Source organism: Streptomyces sp. NPDC001634, from assembly GCF_040298185.1.
Lineage (GTDB): Bacteria > Actinomycetota > Actinomycetes > Streptomycetales > Streptomycetaceae > Streptomyces.
This window is the reverse complement of sequence record NZ_JBEOZU010000002.1, coordinates 112,088-130,978: the sequence shown is the minus strand read 5'-3', so window position 1 is coordinate 130,978 and position 18,891 is coordinate 112,088. Positions and strand designations below refer to the sequence as shown.

19 protein-coding genes are annotated in these 18,891 nt (G+C 67.9%); 1 reads left to right on the top strand and 18 read right to left on the bottom strand.

Translation table 11 applies throughout. The features are described from left to right. Window positions 1-95: 95 nt before the first annotated feature. From ABT186_RS02160 to ABT186_RS02130, 7 genes are all read right to left on the bottom strand, one after another. Window positions 96-596, bottom strand: a complete 501-nt coding sequence (locus tag ABT186_RS02160; protein ID WP_351923137.1) for a hypothetical protein — start codon at window positions 594-596, stop codon at window positions 96-98. Window positions 597-630: 34 nt separating this feature from the next. Beyond that, the gene (locus ABT186_RS02155) at window positions 631-1,845 is read right to left on the bottom strand and encodes a phage tail tube protein (RefSeq protein ID WP_351923135.1); all 1,215 of its coding nucleotides are present in this window, start codon (window positions 1,843-1,845) and stop codon (window positions 631-633) included. Window positions 1,846-1,876: 31 nt separating this feature from the next. Then, complete coding sequence (locus ABT186_RS02150) at window positions 1,877-2,203, bottom strand: hypothetical protein (protein WP_351923133.1); 327 nt, start codon at window positions 2,201-2,203, stop codon at window positions 1,877-1,879. A gap of 10 nt (window positions 2,204-2,213) precedes the next feature. After that, the gene (locus ABT186_RS02145; protein WP_351923131.1) at window positions 2,214-2,672 is read right to left on the bottom strand and encodes a hypothetical protein; all 459 of its coding nucleotides are present in this window, start codon (window positions 2,670-2,672) and stop codon (window positions 2,214-2,216) included. 195 nt (window positions 2,673-2,867) lie between these two features. Beyond that, window positions 2,868-3,125, bottom strand: a complete 258-nt coding sequence (locus ABT186_RS02140; protein ID WP_351923129.1) for a hypothetical protein — start codon at window positions 3,123-3,125, stop codon at window positions 2,868-2,870. Then, on the bottom strand, window positions 3,122-3,604 hold the full coding sequence (locus ABT186_RS02135) for a hypothetical protein (RefSeq protein WP_351923127.1): 483 nt from the start codon (window positions 3,602-3,604) through the stop codon (window positions 3,122-3,124). The genes ABT186_RS02140 and ABT186_RS02135 overlap by 4 nt, the downstream gene beginning before the upstream one ends. A 1-nt stretch (window position 3,605) precedes the next feature. Further along, window positions 3,606-4,493: a hypothetical protein gene (locus ABT186_RS02130; protein WP_351923125.1), complete on the bottom strand. Its 888-nt coding sequence runs from the start codon at window positions 4,491-4,493 to the stop codon at window positions 3,606-3,608. 139 nt (window positions 4,494-4,632) lie between these two features. Between ABT186_RS02130 and ABT186_RS02125 the strand changes: the two genes are divergently transcribed. Beyond that, window positions 4,633-5,088: a DUF4429 domain-containing protein gene (locus ABT186_RS02125; RefSeq protein ID WP_351923124.1), complete on the top strand. Its 456-nt coding sequence runs from the start codon at window positions 4,633-4,635 to the stop codon at window positions 5,086-5,088. A 10-nt stretch (window positions 5,089-5,098) separates the two neighbouring features. Here ABT186_RS02125 and ABT186_RS02120 read toward each other — a convergent pair whose 3' ends face one another. The 11 genes from ABT186_RS02120 to ABT186_RS02070 form a co-directional block, all read right to left on the bottom strand. Next, window positions 5,099-5,764 carry a hypothetical protein gene (locus ABT186_RS02120; RefSeq protein WP_351923122.1) on the bottom strand — a complete coding sequence of 222 codons (666 nt, stop codon included), beginning with the start codon at window positions 5,762-5,764 and terminating at the stop codon, window positions 5,099-5,101. Window positions 5,765-5,842: 78 nt separating this feature from the next. Next, the gene (locus tag ABT186_RS02115) at window positions 5,843-6,193 is read right to left on the bottom strand and encodes a hypothetical protein (protein WP_351923120.1); all 351 of its coding nucleotides are present in this window, start codon (window positions 6,191-6,193) and stop codon (window positions 5,843-5,845) included. A 136-nt stretch (window positions 6,194-6,329) separates the two neighbouring features. Then, complete coding sequence (locus ABT186_RS02110) at window positions 6,330-7,817, bottom strand: hypothetical protein (RefSeq protein WP_351923118.1); 1,488 nt, start codon at window positions 7,815-7,817, stop codon at window positions 6,330-6,332. 73 nt (window positions 7,818-7,890) lie between these two features. Further along, on the bottom strand, window positions 7,891-9,765 hold the full coding sequence (locus ABT186_RS02105) for a hypothetical protein (RefSeq protein WP_351923116.1): 1,875 nt from the start codon (window positions 9,763-9,765) through the stop codon (window positions 7,891-7,893). Continuing rightward, the gene (locus tag ABT186_RS02100; protein WP_351923114.1) at window positions 9,762-10,151 is read right to left on the bottom strand and encodes an XkdF-like putative serine protease domain-containing protein; all 390 of its coding nucleotides are present in this window, start codon (window positions 10,149-10,151) and stop codon (window positions 9,762-9,764) included. The genes ABT186_RS02105 and ABT186_RS02100 overlap by 4 nt, the downstream gene beginning before the upstream one ends. Before the next feature lie 11 nt (window positions 10,152-10,162). Then, window positions 10,163-13,243: a phage portal protein gene (locus ABT186_RS02095; protein WP_351923112.1), complete on the bottom strand. Its 3,081-nt coding sequence runs from the start codon at window positions 13,241-13,243 to the stop codon at window positions 10,163-10,165. Window positions 13,244-13,261: 18 nt separating this feature from the next. Next, window positions 13,262-14,911, bottom strand: a complete 1,650-nt coding sequence (gene terL, locus ABT186_RS02090) for a phage terminase large subunit (protein WP_351923110.1) — start codon at window positions 14,909-14,911, stop codon at window positions 13,262-13,264. Further along, on the bottom strand, window positions 14,868-15,401 hold the full coding sequence (locus ABT186_RS02085; protein WP_351923108.1) for a hypothetical protein: 534 nt from the start codon (window positions 15,399-15,401) through the stop codon (window positions 14,868-14,870). The genes terL and ABT186_RS02085 overlap by 44 nt, the downstream gene beginning before the upstream one ends. Before the next feature lie 12 nt (window positions 15,402-15,413). Then, on the bottom strand, window positions 15,414-18,335 hold the full coding sequence (locus ABT186_RS02080) for a right-handed parallel beta-helix repeat-containing protein (protein WP_351923106.1): 2,922 nt from the start codon (window positions 18,333-18,335) through the stop codon (window positions 15,414-15,416). Window positions 18,336-18,345: 10 nt separating this feature from the next. Next, on the bottom strand, window positions 18,346-18,720 hold the full coding sequence (locus ABT186_RS02075; protein WP_351923104.1) for a hypothetical protein: 375 nt from the start codon (window positions 18,718-18,720) through the stop codon (window positions 18,346-18,348). An 18-nt stretch (window positions 18,721-18,738) separates the two neighbouring features. After that, window positions 18,739-18,891: a hypothetical protein gene (locus ABT186_RS02070; protein WP_351923102.1), complete on the bottom strand. Its 153-nt coding sequence runs from the start codon at window positions 18,889-18,891 to the stop codon at window positions 18,739-18,741.

Genomic DNA, 18,891 nt, shown 5'->3' with positions numbered 1-18,891 from the left:
CTGCGGCCTGCTGCTCGTTCTTCAGCGCGTACTCGATCTGCCAGATGCGGAGGTAGTCGGCGACCCGCTGCTGGGGCCAGCGGCGAAGCTGGTCCTCAGAGACTCCCAGCCGGGTCCAGAACTCCTCCAGGAGCCGGGCTTCCTGCAGGATCGCCGGGCCACCCTTCCCCGACCGGAGCGCCCCCGTCACCTGCTCCACGAAACTGGCGCTGCTCGTCGGGGGTACGGACCTCGGCCTTCATGTTGGCCTCGATGTGCTCCCGTAGCCGGGTGCGGACTTCGGCCGGCAGGCGCTTGATGGAGGCGAGTCGCTGCTCGTCGGGGGCGAGTGGCAGCAGCTGGTCGCGTTCGTCGGTGAGGTTCCATCCGACGATTGCGGCGTGGAGCAGCAGCGTGGTGTAGCGGGCCATGTCCTGGCTCGTCTCGACGGCCACGGTGCGGTTCTCGCCGTCGGACTCGACGTTGGCGACGGCCTTGACCTTGGCGGCCTCGGCGGCTTCCTGGGCGTCGCCGGGGAGGTGCTGGAGGATGGTGACGCTGTAGCTGTCGCCGAGGTCGATGATGTCGGTGCCGCTGTAGCGGGAGAGGAAGCCCATGCGCTGCTCCAGGTGAGGGTAGGGGTGCCGCTGTTTAGAGCGGCAGGTAGGACGAGTTGACGACGCTGGCGGAGATCGTTTGCAGCGTCGTGAGGTTGAGGTAGACGTCGAAGGTGATCGTGCTGATGATCACGTCGTCGATCTTCACGGCGTCCGTGTACGTCTTGATCTTCGCCTTGGGCATGGTGAACGAGACCGTTCCGCCGCTCGCCGGGTGCGTGAGCGCCAGCGTGGTCGAGAAGTCCGTGCCGGTAGTCATCTGCGTCCAGTAGCCCCACGTCGGATCATCCAGCGACGTGAAGACGAGGTCGGCCTTGAAGGACACGGTGCGGGTCAGCGGGGTGAGGAACTGCAGCTCGTGGGAGCTGTTGAAGGTGTAGGTGTCCTTCAGTCCGTTCTCCACGCTCAGGTCCGCGCTCGTGGCCTGTGCGACCGTCTGCGAGTTGAGGCTCAGCGTGGTCTCGGCGAACGTGTACGGCAACTCGTTGATCACGCTGATGCTGGACGGCGTGGCCAGGACCGCGGCGTGCTTCGCCTGCACGTCCGCTGTGACCGTCGCTTCCTGGTTGCCGTTGGTGACCTGAAGGCCGAACTTGTTGACCCTGGAGCCGCTGAACTGCAGGCTCTCGAACCCGCCGAGGTTCTTCTCGACCGTCAGGGACGGCAGCGTGTTGGCCTGCTGGATCGAGTGCGTGAACGGCGCCGTGACGACGGCGACGGTGGCGCCCGACGCGTGGGCGTAGGTAAACGCGACGTCGACCGTCAGCGTGTTGGAGGCGATCGACGCGATCTTGCGGCACTCGGCAGTCGTCGGCGTGACGGTGTTGTTGACGTCGACCTGAATGATCCCGCCGACCGTGTACCCGGTCGCGCTGGTCACGGTCACCGTGGTCGCGCCCGCCGTGACCGGCGCGGACGTGGTCGTCGAACTCGTCGGCGTAGAACCGGTGACACCGAACCCGGCGGAGGCATCCGCGCCGATGGACGCGGAGATGAGCGCAGCCGCGTTCGTCGGAAACAAGGGGCCGGTGATGGAGCCCGCGTTCTTGTACTGGCCGTACAGCGGGAAGATGTTGACGTCCCGCTGCCCCATCATGACCTTCGGGAAGAACAGCCCCGGGTCGAGGTCCAGCGAGTTGCCGGTCATCGGCAGGAAAGTGGTCGGGGTCGTCACCGTCGAGAACTGCGGCTCTCGGGCAATGCCGGTTGCGGACAGGGATCCCCAGCGCTCTACAACAGTCGTCGGCACACGCCTCCATCAGGGGTTTCGGTAGTACGGATTAGTTGGCGGTGCCGCGGTCGGCATCGGGGGCGGGTGCCTCGGCGGGCTCGAAGTCCCGCGGGCTGCTTCGCTTCAGGAGCACCTCGGCGAGGGAGGCATCCCCAGGCCGGACCACCTGGCCGGGCTCGATTTCGCCACCCAGGTCCATGAAAACTGCCGGGGTCTGACCGGTGTAGCGCAGCCACTCCGGTGCCGGCGCCGGGGGCTTCTCCTCCGCGGGCGGGGCGTCCTGCGTCTCCGGTTCGGGGGCGGCCTGCTGGACGGGGGGCGGGGTGCGGCGGGGGCTGCGGGTCTTCTTCTCGTCCGGGCTGTCGGTGCTGTCCACGGGGTGCTCCTCAGATCTGGCGGGCGATGGCGGCCCGGAACGCGGTGACGATCTCCGAGCGCATGGCGTGGTAGGCGCGGGTTGGGTACGGGTTGCCGCGGGTGCCCGGGTGGTTGACCCGGTGGGCGAAGAAGGAGCCGCCGCCGGGCGTGGTCCAGCGCAGGACTCGCGCATTCCTCGGCACGATCTGGTGCGGTCGGGTCGGGTTCAGCACGTAGGGCACGTAGGGCACGTTGTCGGCCCGGAACTCCAGACGGACCATGCCGGGGCCTGTGTGGCGCTGCCAGAGGGTCGCGTCCCGCAGCCTTCCGCCATTCACCGGGGCGACGGGAGCGGCCTGCCGGATTGCGCCCTGCATGCGCGGCCCGACGTGATCGGCCCACTCGTTCGCTGCAGCGGTCCACTGGACCCGCTTCAACCGGGCGGTAGCGTGGGAGATGTCACCGGTGATGTTGAACGTGCCGGCCATGTGAGCCTCCTACGCCGTCGAGGTGCGGTCGCACCGGGTGCAGATCCATCCGCCGCGTTCGGAGTCCCAGGTGACGTGCCGGACGCACACGCCGTCGCCGCATTCGGCGCAGAACTGAACGATGTCTGCGCGGCGTCCGCTGCGGCCCCGCAGAGGGCCCGAGCAGCGTCGGCAGCGGTTCCCGGCACGCGCCATCTATGCGACCTCCTCCGTGAGTTCCCCGCAGCGGGGGCACTCGAGGTTCCAGGCGTTCCAGGTTCGGGCGCACGGCTCGCAGCGCATGCCGCGCTTCGTGCCGACCGTGAATTGGCCGCGGCCAGGGCGGGCGTGCTGCCGGATGTATTCGGCATGCCCCGGCGAGACGGTGACCTGGTCGCCGGGCTTCGCGGTGTACCGGTTGGAGCCGTCCATAGCGACGCCGCGGGCGTTGTCGGGAAGCGTCACCCGGGTCATGCCTGTACCGCCTCGTACACGTTCAGGCCCAGTCGGGCGGTGTAGTAGAGCATTCGCAGCGTGGCGGGGACGCGTTCGGGCGGGTACTCGAAGTCGAAGTCCTCGCCGATCGCCAGGATCTGGCTCTTCACGCCGGTCGTCGGATCGGTGATGAACGTGTCGTTCATCGGGGTCGTCCACACCTTGTTCATGACGGCGTCGACGATCAGCGGGAACTCCTGGTCCACAGAGGGCCCGTCCGGGTTGGTCTCGTAGGTCAACCAGACGTCGACGTTCCAGTTCAGGCGCTTGAAGCCCTGCCCGCGCGGCATCGACTGCCGCGTTCCACGCAGCCTGCCGCCCCACACGTAGGCCTTCGGGTTGTCGAGTTCGTCGACCGTGGGGGGCGTGATGTACGCCTCCAGCGTCTGTGTGGATCCCGGGATCGGCAGCCCATCGAGCAGACCCTGAACGAACAACTGAGTCGAGTTGAGCGGCATGTCACATCACCCGCCGGTACGGGTCGAGGAGGCACTGATACTGCATCTGCATGTCCGACACCCCGTGACCGCCGACCGTCTGCGAGCCGGGGATGTTCTGGATGGAGACGCTGGTGATGCCGGACTCCAGCGCCTGTGTCGCCGCCGCAAGCACGGTCGCCCACAGCACGTTCGCGGGCAGCGCGGAGACGACTACACCGGCCGCGTGCGCGTTGGCCAGCGGCGCCGACAGCGTCACCGTGCCCGGGCCGGTCTGCGCGGTCCCGGCACCGTTGGGAAGCTGCATCGGCGTCGCCGCCGACACGGCTGTCACGCTGACCGGTTCCGTCGATGCCCCGTCGTAGACGAACGCGCTCGCTCCGACGAACCCGGTGACGTCGTCCACCTGGAGCGTGGCGGCCCCGGCATTCGCCGTCGCTGTCATGGAGGTGTGGGGCCAGCCGTTGGTGTACGACACGAGCAGCCGGAACCCGTTGCGGCCGTAGTCGTGGGTCACGTAGCCGGGGGCGAGGAGGATGGACGATCCGCCGTCCGGGGTGGTGGCGGAGGCACTGTCGCTGTACTGGTTGATCAGCGGGTGCGCCACCTCGTACTGCCCGGCCGGGACAGTCGTCCACGCCCGGGGGAACCCGGAGTTCCGTGCGATCTGCACCGCGAGGACCTGGCTGACCGGCCAGCGCCGCATCACCAGGATCCCGTTGCCGGTGTCCCGCTGGATCGCCACCCGGGTGCCGCCCGGCCCGGACAGTTCCTCCGCGTCGACAGTCGCCCGCAGCACCTGGTTGCAGTACGTGTCCACGATCGACGTCGCACGCCAGCACACGGCGGTCTGCTCCGCGAGCTGTTCCGGCCCCGTGGCCTTGGGCTTGGGGATAATGCTCCAGCTCACGCCAGTCGGTGCGTCGGTCAACATCTGCGGCGTCACGTAAGGGGTGGCCAATCGGGTCACCCCCTCACGAGATCCGCAACCATCGGGTAATCGGCCGGCTGCCCTACGATGCGGGCACCACCAGGGAGGGGAAGCAGCAGTGATCGAAGCGAAGGCGTTCGCCGAGACCGCCGTGTTCGACGGCGAGTACGTCACCATCACCCGGGGTCGAATGAGCCTGGTCGGTAAAGGCGAGACGCGTCTGCACATTTCGCAGATCAGCGCCGTCAGATGGAAGCCCGCCGGAATGTTCGGCGGTTTCATCCAGTTCAGCGTCCCCGGCGCCATCACTGCGAAGTCCGGCAGTGGCTCGCAGAATTCCGACGCTCGCCGAGACCCCCACGCGGTGACTTTCAACAAGAAGCAGCAGCCGCCGTTCGAGGAGCTCCGCACTGCCGTTGAGGCCGCGATCGCCGCCCGTCACACGGCCCCGGAAGCGCCGCAGGCCGAGTCGTCGATCGCCGACGAGCTGGCGAAGCTCAACGACCTCCACCAGCAAGGGGTGCTCTCGGTGGAGGAGTTCGCCTCGGCCAAGGCACGGCTGCTGGGCGACTAGTCCACACGAGTCACGCGACTCGTTCCGACCATCCTCCAAGCAGCGTGATCGAGTTGCCCGACGCGCCGGGGGTGATGTCCAGGACCCACGCCTTCGTCGAGGTGAGCGACACCGTGACCGGGGCCGTGGTGGCGAACAGGTACTCGTTCGCCGCGCCGCCCGCAGCAGTGTTGATCGTCATCTCAACATCAGCGGTGATCGACGTCGGGGTCAGGAAGTTGATCCTGGCCTCGTAGTTGAACTGCGCGTTCGTCAGCGACGCCGTCAGCGCGATGTTCGCGCTTGCCACCAAAGACGTGCCCGCGACGCCGCCGAGCCGCATCGTGAAGACGGTGTTGCCGGGCGATGCGGTCGTGGAAAACACGCCCCAGCCGACCAACTTATACACGGCGGAGGGGATTGCGTCGTTCGCCGGAAGCGACATGGACTGCAGCACGGTTTCCGCAACGGTGCCCGTGATCGCGGACCCGGCGGCGGTCAGTCCGCCCTGGGAGCCAACGATGGTGTTCACCAGGCCCTGCGGGTTGACGTAGGTCATCACCCCACCGGTTGCGTACACGACGGCGGCGCCGGTCGGGGTGGCAGGCGCGTTCGCCTGGTTGGCGAGGGTAAGCGGGCCCTGCATGGTGTCGCCCGTAGTCTCGGCAGCGAGAGGACCGTTGGGGCCGCCGGTCACGATCGTGGTGGGCATGGGGTGTCTCCAGAGGATCGGCGCGGCGCACCGCGCGGCTGTCTTGGTGCTCGGTGCGTGCCGCTACTCGGCGGCCGGGGTCTTGCGTGCGCGCGTGGTCTTCGCAGGCTTGGCAGGCTCCGGAGCCGGATCGGCCCGGGTCTCAGCAACCGCAGTAGCCTGCGCGGCCCTCACCAGCTGCTCGACGGCGGACAGCAACGTCGCCGGGTCCTTGCGGCGTTCCATCTCCTCGAACACTTGCCGGTGCTGGCGTTCGATGTCGGTCTCCCACATCGGCTGTCCGCCGACGCAGAAGCCGTGGAGGCGGTCGGACAGGTCGTCGGGGAAGTCGAATCCGCCCTCCTTGTCGGCGTCGAAGTGCCCGTATTCGGGGTCGTCGAGCGCGGTCGCGCCCGTGCGCGTATAGAGGCGCATGCCTGCTCTCCTTGATGCGAGGGTTGATGGCCTTGCCGGTGCGCCTCGGTAGGAGTAGCGCCACTCCTACCGAGGCCCAGCAGGCGGGCACGATTAATGACCATGCCCGCCAGGAAACCGCAGGTCAGCCGATTGCTCAGGCCACATTCCCGAGCGTCGCCATCGCGACCGGCGCGCGGTTCAGAAATGCCCCGACACTGCGAATTTCGAATTCTTTACGCGGCCCGCCGCCCGCGGTGTTGGCGACGCGGCTGATGCCGTACTCGTACTGGGCGGTGTCGCGCAGGGCCCTGTATTCCAAGACCGAGCTGATGTTGGCCTGGGGGAACGGAACCCTGTCGGTGCGGGCGATGATCGTGCCCGGCGGGAGGGAGACGTGGACCTCGATCGGGACGGTCACGCCGCCTGCGGGGGCGTTGACGATCTCGCCGACGCGGCCGCCGGCGGTCGTGCTGATACGGCCGGAGGCGTCGGTGTTGAGGAACGTCGTTGCCGCGGACCCGCCGAGGACGAGGTTCGCGATCTCCTGGGCCTGCGCGGCGTTCATCATCAGCGCGGTCGGGGAGCACTTGACCTGGTTCCACAGCGGCAGGAAGAGCAGGTTTTCGATCTCGGTCACGCTGCCGCCGGACAGGGTCAGTGCGGCGCCGTCGAGGCTGTTGAAGATGGACGGGTTGGCGGTTCCGGTGCCGGGCTGGACCCACTGGCCGGAGCCGTTGTAGTCGCCGGTGAGGCTGGCGAGGAAGCCGTCGTAGTCGGCGGCGTTCGCGGAGCCGTTGTCGGCTGCGGTGTTGATGGTCGGAACCGCGTTGGCGGTGCCCTTCCAGCTGGTGGACAGGTCCGGCAGGCTGGCGGGGAGGGCCTGGTTCGACGAGATCGTCTTGGTGACCTTGACGGTGTTGACCGAGGTCGTCGTGTAGTAGAACCAGGTCGAGCCGTTCGTGCTGTAGAACCAGTCGTAGGCGACGGCGCCGCGGACAGCGGCGACAGTCGCGGTGACCGAGTTCGTCGACCCGGACCCGAACGTGGAGACGACGCTGCTCGTGCCCTGGCTGTTTCCGGAGCCGTAGTAGTAGCCGGATCCGGTACGCGCCGCAACAGCGACGTACAGGCTGACAGCACCGATCGTGCCGCCGGTCGCCGACTGCACCAGCGTCGGCGCGGCCGGGGCGGCGAGGGCGAACGACTGGCCGCCGATCAGCTTCCTGTCGTCGCCGATGAGGACCTGGTTGAGGGTCTGGAATGTGGCAACGGCGTAGGGGTCGGCGTAGCCCTTGGCCAGGTCGTAGGCGTCCTGGGTGACGAGTCCCGCGTAGCCGGTGGGCTTGTACCTGGCCTGGAAGTCCTGCTCCTGGTACTGGACTTCGTTCGCGGCGAAGTCGAAGCCCATCGAGGGGTCGGGCTGCGCGCTGTTGAGGTTCATGATCGCGCGCCAGACGGCGTAGGGGTTACCGTCCGGGGACTGCTTGCGGGCGACGATGTCGCGGAACGGGGTGACGACCGGGATCAGCGAGACGAGCTCGGACAGGTCGTAGCTGTAGATGCCGGTCGTTTCGAGGATGCCGCTGGTCTGCGCCTTGGTAATGGCAGCCAGGGTCTCCTCGGTGACGTTTTGCATGGACACGGATGCCTCCTGGGCATGCGAAAGCCCCCGGCGCTTCGGCGTCTCGGGGGCTGGGCTGGAAGAGAAGGGGCGGCTACTGCTGCCGCTGGTGGATCCTCTGGAGCGCTTCGATGGCGGCGGTCTGCATGTCGACGGCGGCCTGGTTCTGCTCGCGGGCAGTGCCCTTGTAGAGGGTCTGCTTGAGGTCGCGAGCCTTGGCCACGTCGATGGGCGGTGCGCCCTGGTCCTGGCCGCGCATCTGGTGCGGCGGCGGGACGGCTCCGTTGGTGAACACGCGCGGCTCGGCGGGCTGCTCTTCCAGCGTCCCGATGCGGCCCTTCAGCGTCTCGACGATGTCCGCCAGCTCCAGAACGGCCTCACGCTGCTTGGTGAGCTGTTCCGTCTGGGTGGCGCTGTGTTCGTCGAGGATGCCCTTGACCAGCTCCGTGATGCTGCTCTTGAGTACGGCGTCCGAGGTGGCGTCGGTCTCGTTGGTGGTTTCGGTCTTGGTGACGTCGTCGTCGCTGGCTGCGGCGTCGGCGGGGGTTCCGACCTCGGCCGCCGGGGCGGGCTCCAGGTCGGGAGTTTCGGGGGCGGCGCCGTCCTCGGCGCCGTCGGTCTTGTCGCCGTCATCGGCCGAGGAGTCGTCCTGGCCGTCCTCGTCGTCGGATTCGGCACCGGCGATGCGGGTGATCCGCTCGGGGTCGACGATGCCGACGAGGTTGCCCTTCTTGTCGTAGACGGCGACCATCTCCTTCTCGCCGTCGGCCTTGGCCATCTCCTTCGACTCCGGCTCTGTGGTGCCCATGGCAGGCTCCTCGCCGGACGCGGCGGTGACGTCCTCGGTCAGTGTGGGCTGCGGCATGTTGGGCTCCTCATTGGCGGTCTTGGCGACCAGCCGGCCGCTCTCCTCTTCGGTGGTGGGGGCGGCAGGCAGCGAGGCGAGCACCTTCTGCAGGCTCTCAACGGCGCCGCGGATGGCCTGCTCGTTAGCGGTGGACAGGACGCGTCCCGCCTTGCGGACCTGGCCGAGGGCCTCGATCGTGTCCAGTTGGTCGGTGTCGAAGCTGGCGAGGGCCTTGCCGACCATCTGCATGTCGGCAGCACAGTCCGCTTCGGCCTGCTCGGCGACCGCGAACGGGGCGAGGACGGAGATGGCGTAGTCGATGGCACAGCACGCGTCTTGCAGGTCGTATGCCTGCTCTTGGTCGTCGGGGTCGGCGCCGGAGGCGGCTTCCATCATCTCCCGGTCGGCGAGCAGATCGATGGCAGCCTTGGCGCGGGCGAGGATGGCGGTCCACTTGCGGGCGGTGGCAGCGTCGACGGCCTCCCAGGCGGGGCTGCCGGGGTCGGTATCCATGCCGGGCGCGTCCCCGTCCGGTTCGGCGAGCGCCGTCATCGGGTCGAGTGCGTCGTCGTCTTCCATGGCCTTGGATACCTCGATTCCGAACTTCTTTGCGGCGGCTCGGATCTTCGGCATGGCCTTGTCTCCGAACGGGGACTGGGGGGCGCGGGAGAGGGCGTTCCGGACGTGCGCCTCGTCGTCGATGGGGAAGTGGCGTAGGGAGCGGGGGACGGTCTTGCCCTCGTCGTCCTTCTTGCCGCCGGGCTCGATGTAGGCGAAGGCGCTGTCAGGGAGGTCGTTGGTTGAGGCAGTGCTGCGTTCGGCCTTGGCAAGGCCTTCGGGGACCCGCTCGGCACGAACGGCGGCTTCGTGGATCAGTCGGGCGATGGCGCCGGGGCTGCCGGTCATCGTCACCGTCTCCTTCGCCACGGGCTCCGGTTCGGGCTCGGACTTGCCGATCAGGTCACGGACAAAGTCCGGATCCATGAGCCCGCCGTTCGCGTCCTGCTTCATCAGCAGGAACCCGGCAGATCCGTTCGCGGGCCGCCCCACAAGGTCGACGCGAGGGACGTTGGCGTCGACGAGCTCGGTGAATTCGGTGTCGTCGTCGAGTACGTCTGTCACGTCTCACTCCTGACGTCTCTTGGTGTGATGCGGCGGGCGACGCCCTGGGGGCTGAAGCCGGTGACTTTCCCTTCCTTGACGAGCCGCCACGCGGTCTCGTCGCAGATGCCGCCGATGAGCCAGTCCCCGGCCTTGATGACGGTGCCGTCGGGCTGCTCCCAGTCCGGGCCGCGATAGATGCTGTTCTCGGTGACGGTCAGATGGCCGACCGTGCCGTCCGCGTGGAACAGCCCGATTTCGCCGCCGCCTGGCAGGAACGACCAGCACGCCTTTTCCAGCTCTTCGGCCGTGAAGAAGTCTCTGCCGCCGTCTGCGCCCTTCGCGATGCGGGGGTCACGCCCGGCCTGATAGGCGAGCCCGAGCACGAAGCGTTGTTCGTCGGCCACAGGAACGCCTCCTAGGCAGGTACGGCCGCGCAGCGGCACCGGAAATGGGCGGGTGGGGATGTGTCCCCGGACTGGAAGGGCTGGCCGGTCGGCACAGGGTCGGCGTCCTCGTTGCCGAGGCAGAGCTTGCAGACCTTGCGGTCTCCCTCGGTCTGCCAGCGGACCCTGGAGACGCCGCGCTGCTGGTAGGCGTCGAGAGCACCGGCACCGGATCCGCGGGTCACCTCGGTGATGGCCACGGCTTCGGCCCGGTCGGCGTCGGCGAGGGCGTCCTGGAGTGCCGTGCCGACGTCGCCTGCTTCGGTGCCGTCGATGAGGCTGCGCGCGAGATCCTTCAACCGCCCGTCGGCGATCGACTGGGCAGCCTGCTCGAGGGTCTCCAGCAGGACGGCGAGGCCGAGGGCCTGCCCAAACTCGTCAATCCTGCTGCGCGCCTCGTCGGTGCGGCCCGGCCTCCAGTCGCCGAACTGCGGGCGTCCGCCTTCGATCGCCGCCAGGGCGGAAGTCGCACCGATCACGTAGGCATCCGTGTACAGGCCGGTGAGCGGGTCGACCAACGGTGTTGCAAGGTCGATGCCCCGGGCGGCGAGCCAGGCCGCGACGGAGGCGACCTGGGTCTTACGGTCTTGCCCTCCGAGTGCGTGGCCGCTGTCCCGGTAGTCGCGGGCGATCTGCCGGGCTTGCCGGGCGGTGACGGCCCCGGCCAGGGCTGTGGCGATCAGCGGCGCCCAGTGGTCTGCGCACCGCTCATCGTGCTCCCAGCCCGGCCAGTCCCCGTCCGGGGTGTCGCCTTTTGGGTCGGTGTCGTCACCGTCCTCGCCGTCGGCTTTCTCGACGGGTTGGCAGCCGAGGGCGGCCATCACGTCCTCGATGGCTTCGAGGAGTTCGGGCCGCACGGCCGGGTTGCCGGGCAGCTGCTGCGGATCCCACCAGGCGATGGCTTCGATGCAATCCCCGTCGGGGTCGTCCGGGTTCGTGATCCCGTCGCGGTCGCCGTTCGTGGGCACGCAGTTCTCGCCCGGCACGGTCCAGACGATGCCCTGGTAGATGCCGTTCGGACTCGTCCACGTGCCGGTCTTCTCGCCGGGCGGGGGGATGCAGCCGGTTTCCTCTGCCCACTCCCGCCAAGCCCCCTGCAGTGGGGTCTCGTCGCCCTCCAGGTGGCCGCCGGGGAACTCCCACATGCCGCCTGCCGGGTCTTCGTCGTCGAGGCACCGCTGCAGCATGAGGACCCGGCCGGTGTCTGCGGCGCGGACTGCGAGCCCGGCGACCGCAACCTCGCCCGCAGCCTTGCGTACCGCCAGGCGCCCCGCGTCGTTGAGCCGGTGGCCTTGGACGGGCTCGACATGCCGGAACTCGAAGTCCCTCCACACGCCAGAGCGGCGGCGGGCCTTGCGGAAGGTACGGAACGCCGCCAGTTCGCCTTTGACGAGCTGCTCCTGCTGAGGGTCCGGCTCCTGCTCCTCGTCCTCGTCGTTGTGGCCGACGAGGTCGTAGGAGTTGATGCCGGTCCCGGAGGTGATCCCCGCGGTCGCTCCGGCCTCACCGTCCTTGGCGACAGGGAGCGGTGGGTTCTGCGCCTCCAGCTGCTCACGTCGCGCCACCTGGTAGGCGTCCTCGGCCGCGAGCGATGCCTTGGCGTCCGTGGTGCCGGCCTCCGGGACGACACCCGGCGGCGGCACGAACGGCTGGTAAAGGACCGGCTGGTCCTCCGCCGGGCCGAACGTCTCGGGGTCGACCTTCCCAGCCACGCCATCGATCGCCAGCAGAGGCACAGGGCCGAGGCGGCTAGTGGAGAAGAACCGCGGTGTAGGCCGGCGCGGGTCGCCGGGCAGGCCGAGGAGTTCTTCGCGGCCTTCGTCCGGGCTGGCCATGCCGGATTCGATGTAGATCTGCCAGGCCTGCGCCAGCTGGAGCCGGTCCTCCTTTTCCTGCCCGGTGTCGAACGCGAACTCAAGCGGGAGCCCGAGGTCGCGGCGCAGGAAGTGGCTGATGACGCCTTCGATGTGGGAGACGAGAGGCAGGTCGCCGACGCGGTGCTGCACGTCGCCCTGGGTTTCGCCGCTACTCCTGTTGACGTTCTCCGTGAACCCGAGGTCGGCGGGGACGACATGGAACGCGGCGGCCGTCTTCCGCATCAAAAACAGTGAGAAGTGGTCTTGGAAGTCTTTCTCGTTGGACCAGGCGATCTTCGACCCGCCAGGCAGCCACTTGATCTGATGCTTGGCCGCCTGGTCGCCGAGCATAGCCGCGTCCCACAGCTCCTGGAACGCTTCGATCTGCTGCGGTGTCCACGTGTCGGGTGCCGACGCGAACGCCGAAGGCAGGTTCCCCTCAGTGAACCTCTCCAGGAAGTACTGCTGGAACCGTAGGTCAGTGTTGGCATTCAGCAGGATGCTCTCGAGCGGCGCCGTCCCATAGGGGCTGTTGGCGCGCGGCCGGAATGGCTCGTAGATCAGGTCATCGCGGGTCAGCCAGTTCCACGGCAGGCCCTGGACGTACTGCACGTAGGCTTCGGCCGGGGGCTCCGGCGAGTTGCCCCAGTAGTCGAGCAGCGGGGCGACGCTGGTTCCGTCGACGACGCGGAGGCCGATGACGTCGCCGCGCCGGTTCCGCAGTCGGTACAGGGTGCCGGCGTCGTAGGCGAGGATGTCGTACAGCCACTTCGCCATCCACGCTGAGAACGGCGTCTGCCGGTCCGGCTTCTCCAGGACCCGCATGCCGGCTTCGATCGCGGCGTCGGCGTCGCCGGTGAAGCCCCTGGCCGGGACGAGGGACCATCCGAGGGCGCGGATGGAGTCGATCCGGTGCCAGATGCACGCCTGTGCCACGTCGTAGGCCTCGACGAGACCATTCAACGTGTCGAACGAGACCCGTTCGTGGGTGCGGGGCCTCGTTGCGATGTTGTAGCCGGTGACGAAGTCCCGGCTGCGGGGTGTGCGGGAGTAGCCGTCGTAGGGGCCGATCGGCTCACCCGGGCTGAACGGCTTGACGGGACCCATGCCCGCGGCCTGCTCGCCTGCCTGGATCTGCGGCGGCACCGAGGTTCCGAAGACCTTGCGAAGCGCGGTGAGACGGTCACGGACACCCATGCGGCGCAACCCCCTCGGCTACATGCGTTGCTGCTGACGGAACGCGGCGGTACGGGCACGGCGACGCGCCTCAACGGGGTCTTCGACAGGCTCGGGCGTAGGCTCCGCGGCCTCGGCCGGCTCGGGTTCTGCCTCGGCTTCCGCGGAGGTCTGGGCCTCCTGTGCTTTGCGGCGCACGTAGTCGATCCAGGCTTGGGCGCCTGTTCCGTCGAGGAGCATCTGTGCAAGGGCCTGGCTGGTGGCGTCGACCTGGTCGTCGTGGGCCGCGTTCGGGAACCCGGCCGCCTCATCAATGAGTGGTTCGGGGTCGAACAAGGCGATCCCCGCCTCGGGTAGGAAGACGTTGCCGGCTTCGATGACGGGGGCGACGGCGTTGGCCCGTGCGTACTTGCTTTCGGTTGGGGTGACGGCCACGATCCCGGGGATCTTCTGGCGGAGCGTGTCGATGATCGCCGTGCCGTTCGCCTTGTCCTCGACGTATTTGGCGGTTGCCTGCGGCCAGCGGGCGGCCAGCGCTTTGAACGCGGTGACGGTGTCGGTGAACGACAGCCGCTTGTGGATCTGGTCCAGCAGGTAGACGCTGGCGCCACGCCGCGCCCACACCTGGCCGACCACGTAGTCGGAGGACTTCGTGTCCTTGAACGTCATGTCCCAGGACATGACGATCTCGTCGCACTCCTCGACCCGGTACGCATCCGGGATCGTCGGGTGCTGCGACCACAGCGGGGTGGTGTAGCGGCGCCACCACGGGCGTTGCCACACGTTTCCCGAGTCCGGGGATGGGCGCCCCTGGTAGAGGGCGGTGAACACGCGGCTTCCCGCCTGGATGCGGATCTGCTCCCACTCTGCTTCGGTCCGGCCGCGCGCGGAGACCAGCCACTGGCCGGGCTGCCTGTCCAGCAGGTCGGTCTCGCCCTTGTTCGGGTCGTGGTCCGCGAATGCCGGAATGTTGACGACTCGCCAGCGGTTCCCGTCCTCCGCGGCGAGGAGACGTCCCGCGAAGTCGTCCTCGTGCCACCGCGTCATGATGACGATCACTGGTGCGCCGGGGGCGAGCCGGGTGGATCCGACGGCCTGCCACCAGCCCCACACGCGCTCGCGGTAGTACGCGGAGTCCGCTTGGGACTTGTCGGAGAACGGGTCGTCGATGACGAGGGCGTCGATGGGGCGGCCTGTCAGGCCGGATCCGATACCGACGCAGACGACGCCTCCGCGGTGGCCGGCGAGCTGCCAGCGTTTCGCGGAGCCGTAGTCACGGGCGATCTGGAGGCCGATGTCGAAGGTACCTTCGTCGCCGTCGCACATGGTGATCCAGTTGCGGATCTCCCTGCCGAATGTTTCGGCGAGGGACTGCGAGTAGGAGACGATGCCCATGCGGCGTTTGGGGTCTTGGGTGAGAGCCCAGAGGGTGCCGGTCTTGGTGACCCGCTCCGACTTCCCTTCCTGTGGCGGCATGGAGACGATCAGCCGGGCGCCTGGGGTGGAGTACGCCCACATGATCTCGCGGTCGATCACGTCCAGCGCGGGAGTCTGCATCGTCGCCGGATTGACCAGTTTCGCCAGGTCGCCGGGCGTCCCCCAATCGGGCTGCGAGGCACGCCGCGCAGCCTTACGAGCCTCGACCTCAGCCGTCAGCCGCTTCAGTTGCTGCAGCTTCTCCAGCTTCAACGTCAGTAGCGGCGAGCTGAGCGTTGAGGTCGGCGATGGCTGCCTCGATGGCATCGATCGTCATCACCTCCACCTTGATCTGGTCCAGTCCGCGGAGCTTGGCAACGCGGTCGAGGATCTTGATGAGTCGGTCGATCGCGGCGAGGACGGGCCCGTCGTCGACCATGGGCTGGCCGGTTTCGGGGTCTTCGACGATCCTGCCGCTTTGGGTGACGACGTAGTGGCGCGCCCGGAGGATCTTGTGGGCTTCCTCGGCTAGGTAGTCCAGCTCTTCGAGTTGCTCTTCCCGGTAGACCTCGACCGACGTGTGCTGGGCGGCAATCGACTCCTCAAGCGCCCTGGTGAAGTCCTTGCGGGCCGCCTGGACGGTGGAATATCCGAGTTCTTCATAGAACGTCGCGTATGGGATCTTTTTGCGCCGGTAATCGACCAGCTTCGCCCGCCTGGCGCTGATGGCGGCATGTTCGGCGCGGGAACGCCCCTGCCCCATGACGTGCTCCCTTCAGTCCCCGAACCACACCCAGGTGGGGGCCACGCTGTAGGTGAGGGTGATGGCCTGTCCGGCTGGTACGCGGACGGTGGCGGGGGTGGTGAGGCCGGTTGCCTGCCCGCCGACGCTGACTGCGGTGACGGTGCCGCCGGTGACGAAGACGGTGGCGTCCGTGTTTAGCGTGTTCGTGTACGACGTCCCGGACGCAGGTACGGCCGGCTGGGCGCCGAACTTCCCGACGGGGTTGTAGCCCCGGTTCCCTCGCAGCATGTTGCCAGTCGAGGTGATGCCCCAGTCCTGGAGAGTCCCGCTGACCTGGTTGTTCAAGAAATTGTTCGGCCCCTGCCCGGCGCTGAGTTCCTTGATGCCAGAGCCTTGCTGGGTCGCCGAGCCGTTCCACGGGTCGTAGTTCTTGCCGTCGTCTCGGGAGATGTTCTCTGCGAAGAGGTTGTTGGTGCAGTACACGGTCGTGCCCTGGATCGTGGCACTGTCCAGGCCGATCCCGTTGTGGCCGTTGTCGACCACTGTGTTCCGCGTGAACACGCTGTTGGCAACGCCTCGGATGTTGAGGCCGCCGCCGAACCCGCCGGGACCGGCGTTGGAGGCGCAGTTGACGATGGTGTTCCCGCTGATGTCGAGGCTGTCGCCGCCCCAGAGTAGGACGCCCTCGCCGAGGCAGCGTGCGACGGTGTTGCCGGTCACCTTGACGCGTTTGCAGACCCACTCGTTCACCGCGTCGAGACGCAGCCCGACCCCGTAGGAGTCGGCGATGGTGTTGTTCTCCACGGTGGAGTCGGTGATGCCGCCGAGGTAGAGCGTCGTGTAGGACACGTTCGCGGCTGCGGCGCCGGACATCCGGTTGCCGGTGATCTGCAGGTCGGACACCTGGTATGCGGCGATTGCCGAGTAGGCGGCGCCGTCGCCGGTCGTGTCAGGGGCGACGATGTTGTTGCCCGTGATGAGGGTTCCGTAGGGCGGCTGCAGGCCGCCGCTGGACCAGATCTGCAGGTCGATTCCGCGCAGCCCGGACGAAGCGATGGGGTTCTTCGCGATGGTGGTGCGCACCGCGGAGGCCAGTTTGATCCCGGCGTCGTTGCCGCCGGAGCAGCTGTTGCCGATCAGCTCGGTGTCCTCACACACGGACTGCCCGATCTGACACCGGTCGGCATGCTGGTACTTCGTTGGCGCGGTGAGCGTGAGGACGTTCCCGGCGATCGACTGCACGACAATCTTTTCGGTGCGCGGGCCGTCCACGACGCTGTATCGGCCGAGTACTTGGAACTTCGTGCCGTCCGACACGGTGACGTTGACGGAGCCGATGGTCAGCGGGTTCCCGCTGTTCGCGATGAACACCGGGTACTGGGTGACCTTGTTGCCGGTGTACATGGTGCCGATGCCGCCGCTGCAACCGGTCAGCTGGTTGCCGGTGATCCCGGTGTAGGTGACCTGCTGTGCGCCCGCGCTCGTCAGGACGGTCGCCTGCCCGGCCGTAGCCATACCGGCAGTGGAAGCAAGGTTGATCGCAGTAACGGGCAGAGCTACCGCGTTCGAGGCTGAAGCAACGGACGTCGCGATCTGCGCTGGGCCGCCGAACGGCAACGTGCCGCCGGCGGTCAGGTAGATCTGTGAGCCGTAGTTGTTGCCGCATTTGTTCGCGGAGATCGTGTTGCGGGCGCCGCCTTCGATCGCCACGCCGTAGCCGGATTTGGTGTCGCCCGGGATGCGCTGGACGTTGTCCGTGCTCGTGTTGCCGGTGACGGTGCAGTCGTCCGACACGGTGAGGCAAATGCCCGCCCAGCCTGCCGCGGTGATGACGTTGTCGGCGACCGTCATGTTGCTCGAGCACCACAGGCCGACGCCCTGGTCATAGCCGTGCCACAACACGTTGCCGGTGATGGTGCCGTAGGAACAGCCGTCGGTTTGCGCGCTGCCAGTCAGGTTGTGGGTGCCGCAGCGGATCGGCGACTCCCACACGCCGTGGATGTTGCAGCCGGAGACCCTGAACCTGTGGCAGTTGATCAGGTGCAGCCCGTTCTGCTGGTCCTCTTCGCTCAACTGCCTGCCGGCCACGGTGTTGCCTGCACCGAGGCGCACCGTCTGCCACGGCGTGAGATAGGCGCCGTTCGCAGCGTAGGTGCCGTATCCGTCGGACAAGGTTCCGGCTGCGGCGGTGTACGAGTTCGCCAAGTTCGCGGTGAAGACGATCGTGTCGTTGGCGCTACCCGAGCCGGGTGTGATCGACTGGATGACCAGGTCCTTGTCCTGCTGGTTCGCCTCCGCGCCGCCGTTGGAGGTGAGCCCGCCGAGCAGGTTCAACCGCTGCCCGACGACGTAGGCCGCGCCGGCGCCGTGGGCGACCTGCACCGTGTTCTGTCCTGCCGTGGCGTTGGCGGCCAGCACTGTCAGCGGGAAGAGGCTGTCGCGGCGGCCGTCGATCGACAGGCCCTCGATCGCGAAGTCCGTGCAGTCCGCCACCGTCAGCACATTCGCCGCGCCCTGGTTCGGGGCGCCCACGGTGTTCGGGGCGAGCGTCAGGACTGCCCCGCGTTCGCCACGGATCGTGACGTTGGACAGGTTCTGCACGACGAGCCCGGTCGTCACGTAGGTGCCCGGCGGCACATACAGGGTCCCCGAACCAGCGGCTCCCAGGGCCGCGATGGCCGCATTGAACGCCGTGGTGTCGTTACTGGTCCCGTCGCCCTTCGCACCGAGGGTGCGCACGTTGACCACGGGCGCGTTCGGGTTGATGGCCGCTGCGGCAGGCCACGCCCCGGCCGCCTTGGGGCCGTAGATGGTGAGCGCGGTCGAGATCGTGGTGTCGATGTAGAAGTCGCCGTCGATGCCGACTGCGCCCGTTGGAGCGCCGACGCCGTTGAGGACGCTGTTGCCGCGGGGTCCGGAGGTGCCGCCGGACTGGACGATCACGTTGACCACGGCTGCCCTCCTACGCTGCGGCAACGAGTTGGCAGAAGAACAGGCCCACCACAAGGTCGGTGGCGTCAGGGAGTCCGGGGTCCATCCACAGGGAGTACGGGTACGCGGACTGCCCCAGGAGTGCCGTGGCTGTCGGCGAGAGGACGACCTGCACCTGCGATGTCCCGGTGGTGACGGTGATATAGCCCTGAGCTGTGGCACCCGTGGATTTCACGGCGACCAAGGCGGGTTGCGTCTTGTCCGAGGTGTTCGGCCGGATGACGAACTCGAAGGTCTTCCCCGTGATCGCCATCAGGGTGCCGTCGTCGTTCTGCAGCGTGTACGTCTGCACCCACTGCGACCCGGCAGCGGCGTTGGCTTGGACCTGGTTGGGGAGCGCTGGCACCGCGTCACCCCCGGCAGGTCAGTGGGCTTCCAGTACGCGGACTGTCGCCGGCAGCAGCCAGAGAGCGAGCCCGGCGTAGGCCATCCGGTCGCGGTGCGGGACGCCGTTGGGGAGCAGGGCGGCGAGGGTGAGGAGGATGAGGCCGATGGTGTAGCAGAACACCTCAAGCAT

What these genes read in the sequence shown, in the direction of transcription:
- ABT186_RS02160 (WP_351923137.1), bottom strand. Translation starts at nt 596, where the DNA reads ATGGGCTTCCTCTCCCGCTACAGCGGCACCGACATCATCGACCTCGGC.
- ABT186_RS02145 (WP_351923131.1), bottom strand. Translation starts at nt 2,672, where the DNA reads ATGGCCGGCACGTTCAACATCACCGGTGACATCTCCCACGCTACCGCC.
- ABT186_RS02140 (WP_351923129.1), bottom strand. Translation starts at nt 3,125, where the DNA reads ATGACCCGGGTGACGCTTCCCGACAACGCCCGCGGCGTCGCTATGGAC.
- ABT186_RS02135 (WP_351923127.1), bottom strand. Translation starts at nt 3,604, where the DNA reads ATGCCGCTCAACTCGACTCAGTTGTTCGTTCAGGGTCTGCTCGATGGG.
- ABT186_RS02115 (WP_351923120.1), bottom strand. Translation starts at nt 6,193, where the DNA reads ATGCGCCTCTATACGCGCACGGGCGCGACCGCGCTCGACGACCCCGAA.
- ABT186_RS02095 (WP_351923112.1), bottom strand. Translation starts at nt 13,243, where the DNA reads ATGGGTGTCCGTGACCGTCTCACCGCGCTTCGCAAGGTCTTCGGAACC.
- ABT186_RS02085 (WP_351923108.1), bottom strand. Translation starts at nt 15,401, where the DNA reads ATGGGGCAGGGGCGTTCCCGCGCCGAACATGCCGCCATCAGCGCCAGG.
- ABT186_RS02070 (WP_351923102.1), bottom strand. Translation starts at nt 18,891, where the DNA reads ATGCTTGAGGTGTTCTGCTACACCATCGGCCTCATCCTCCTCACCCTC.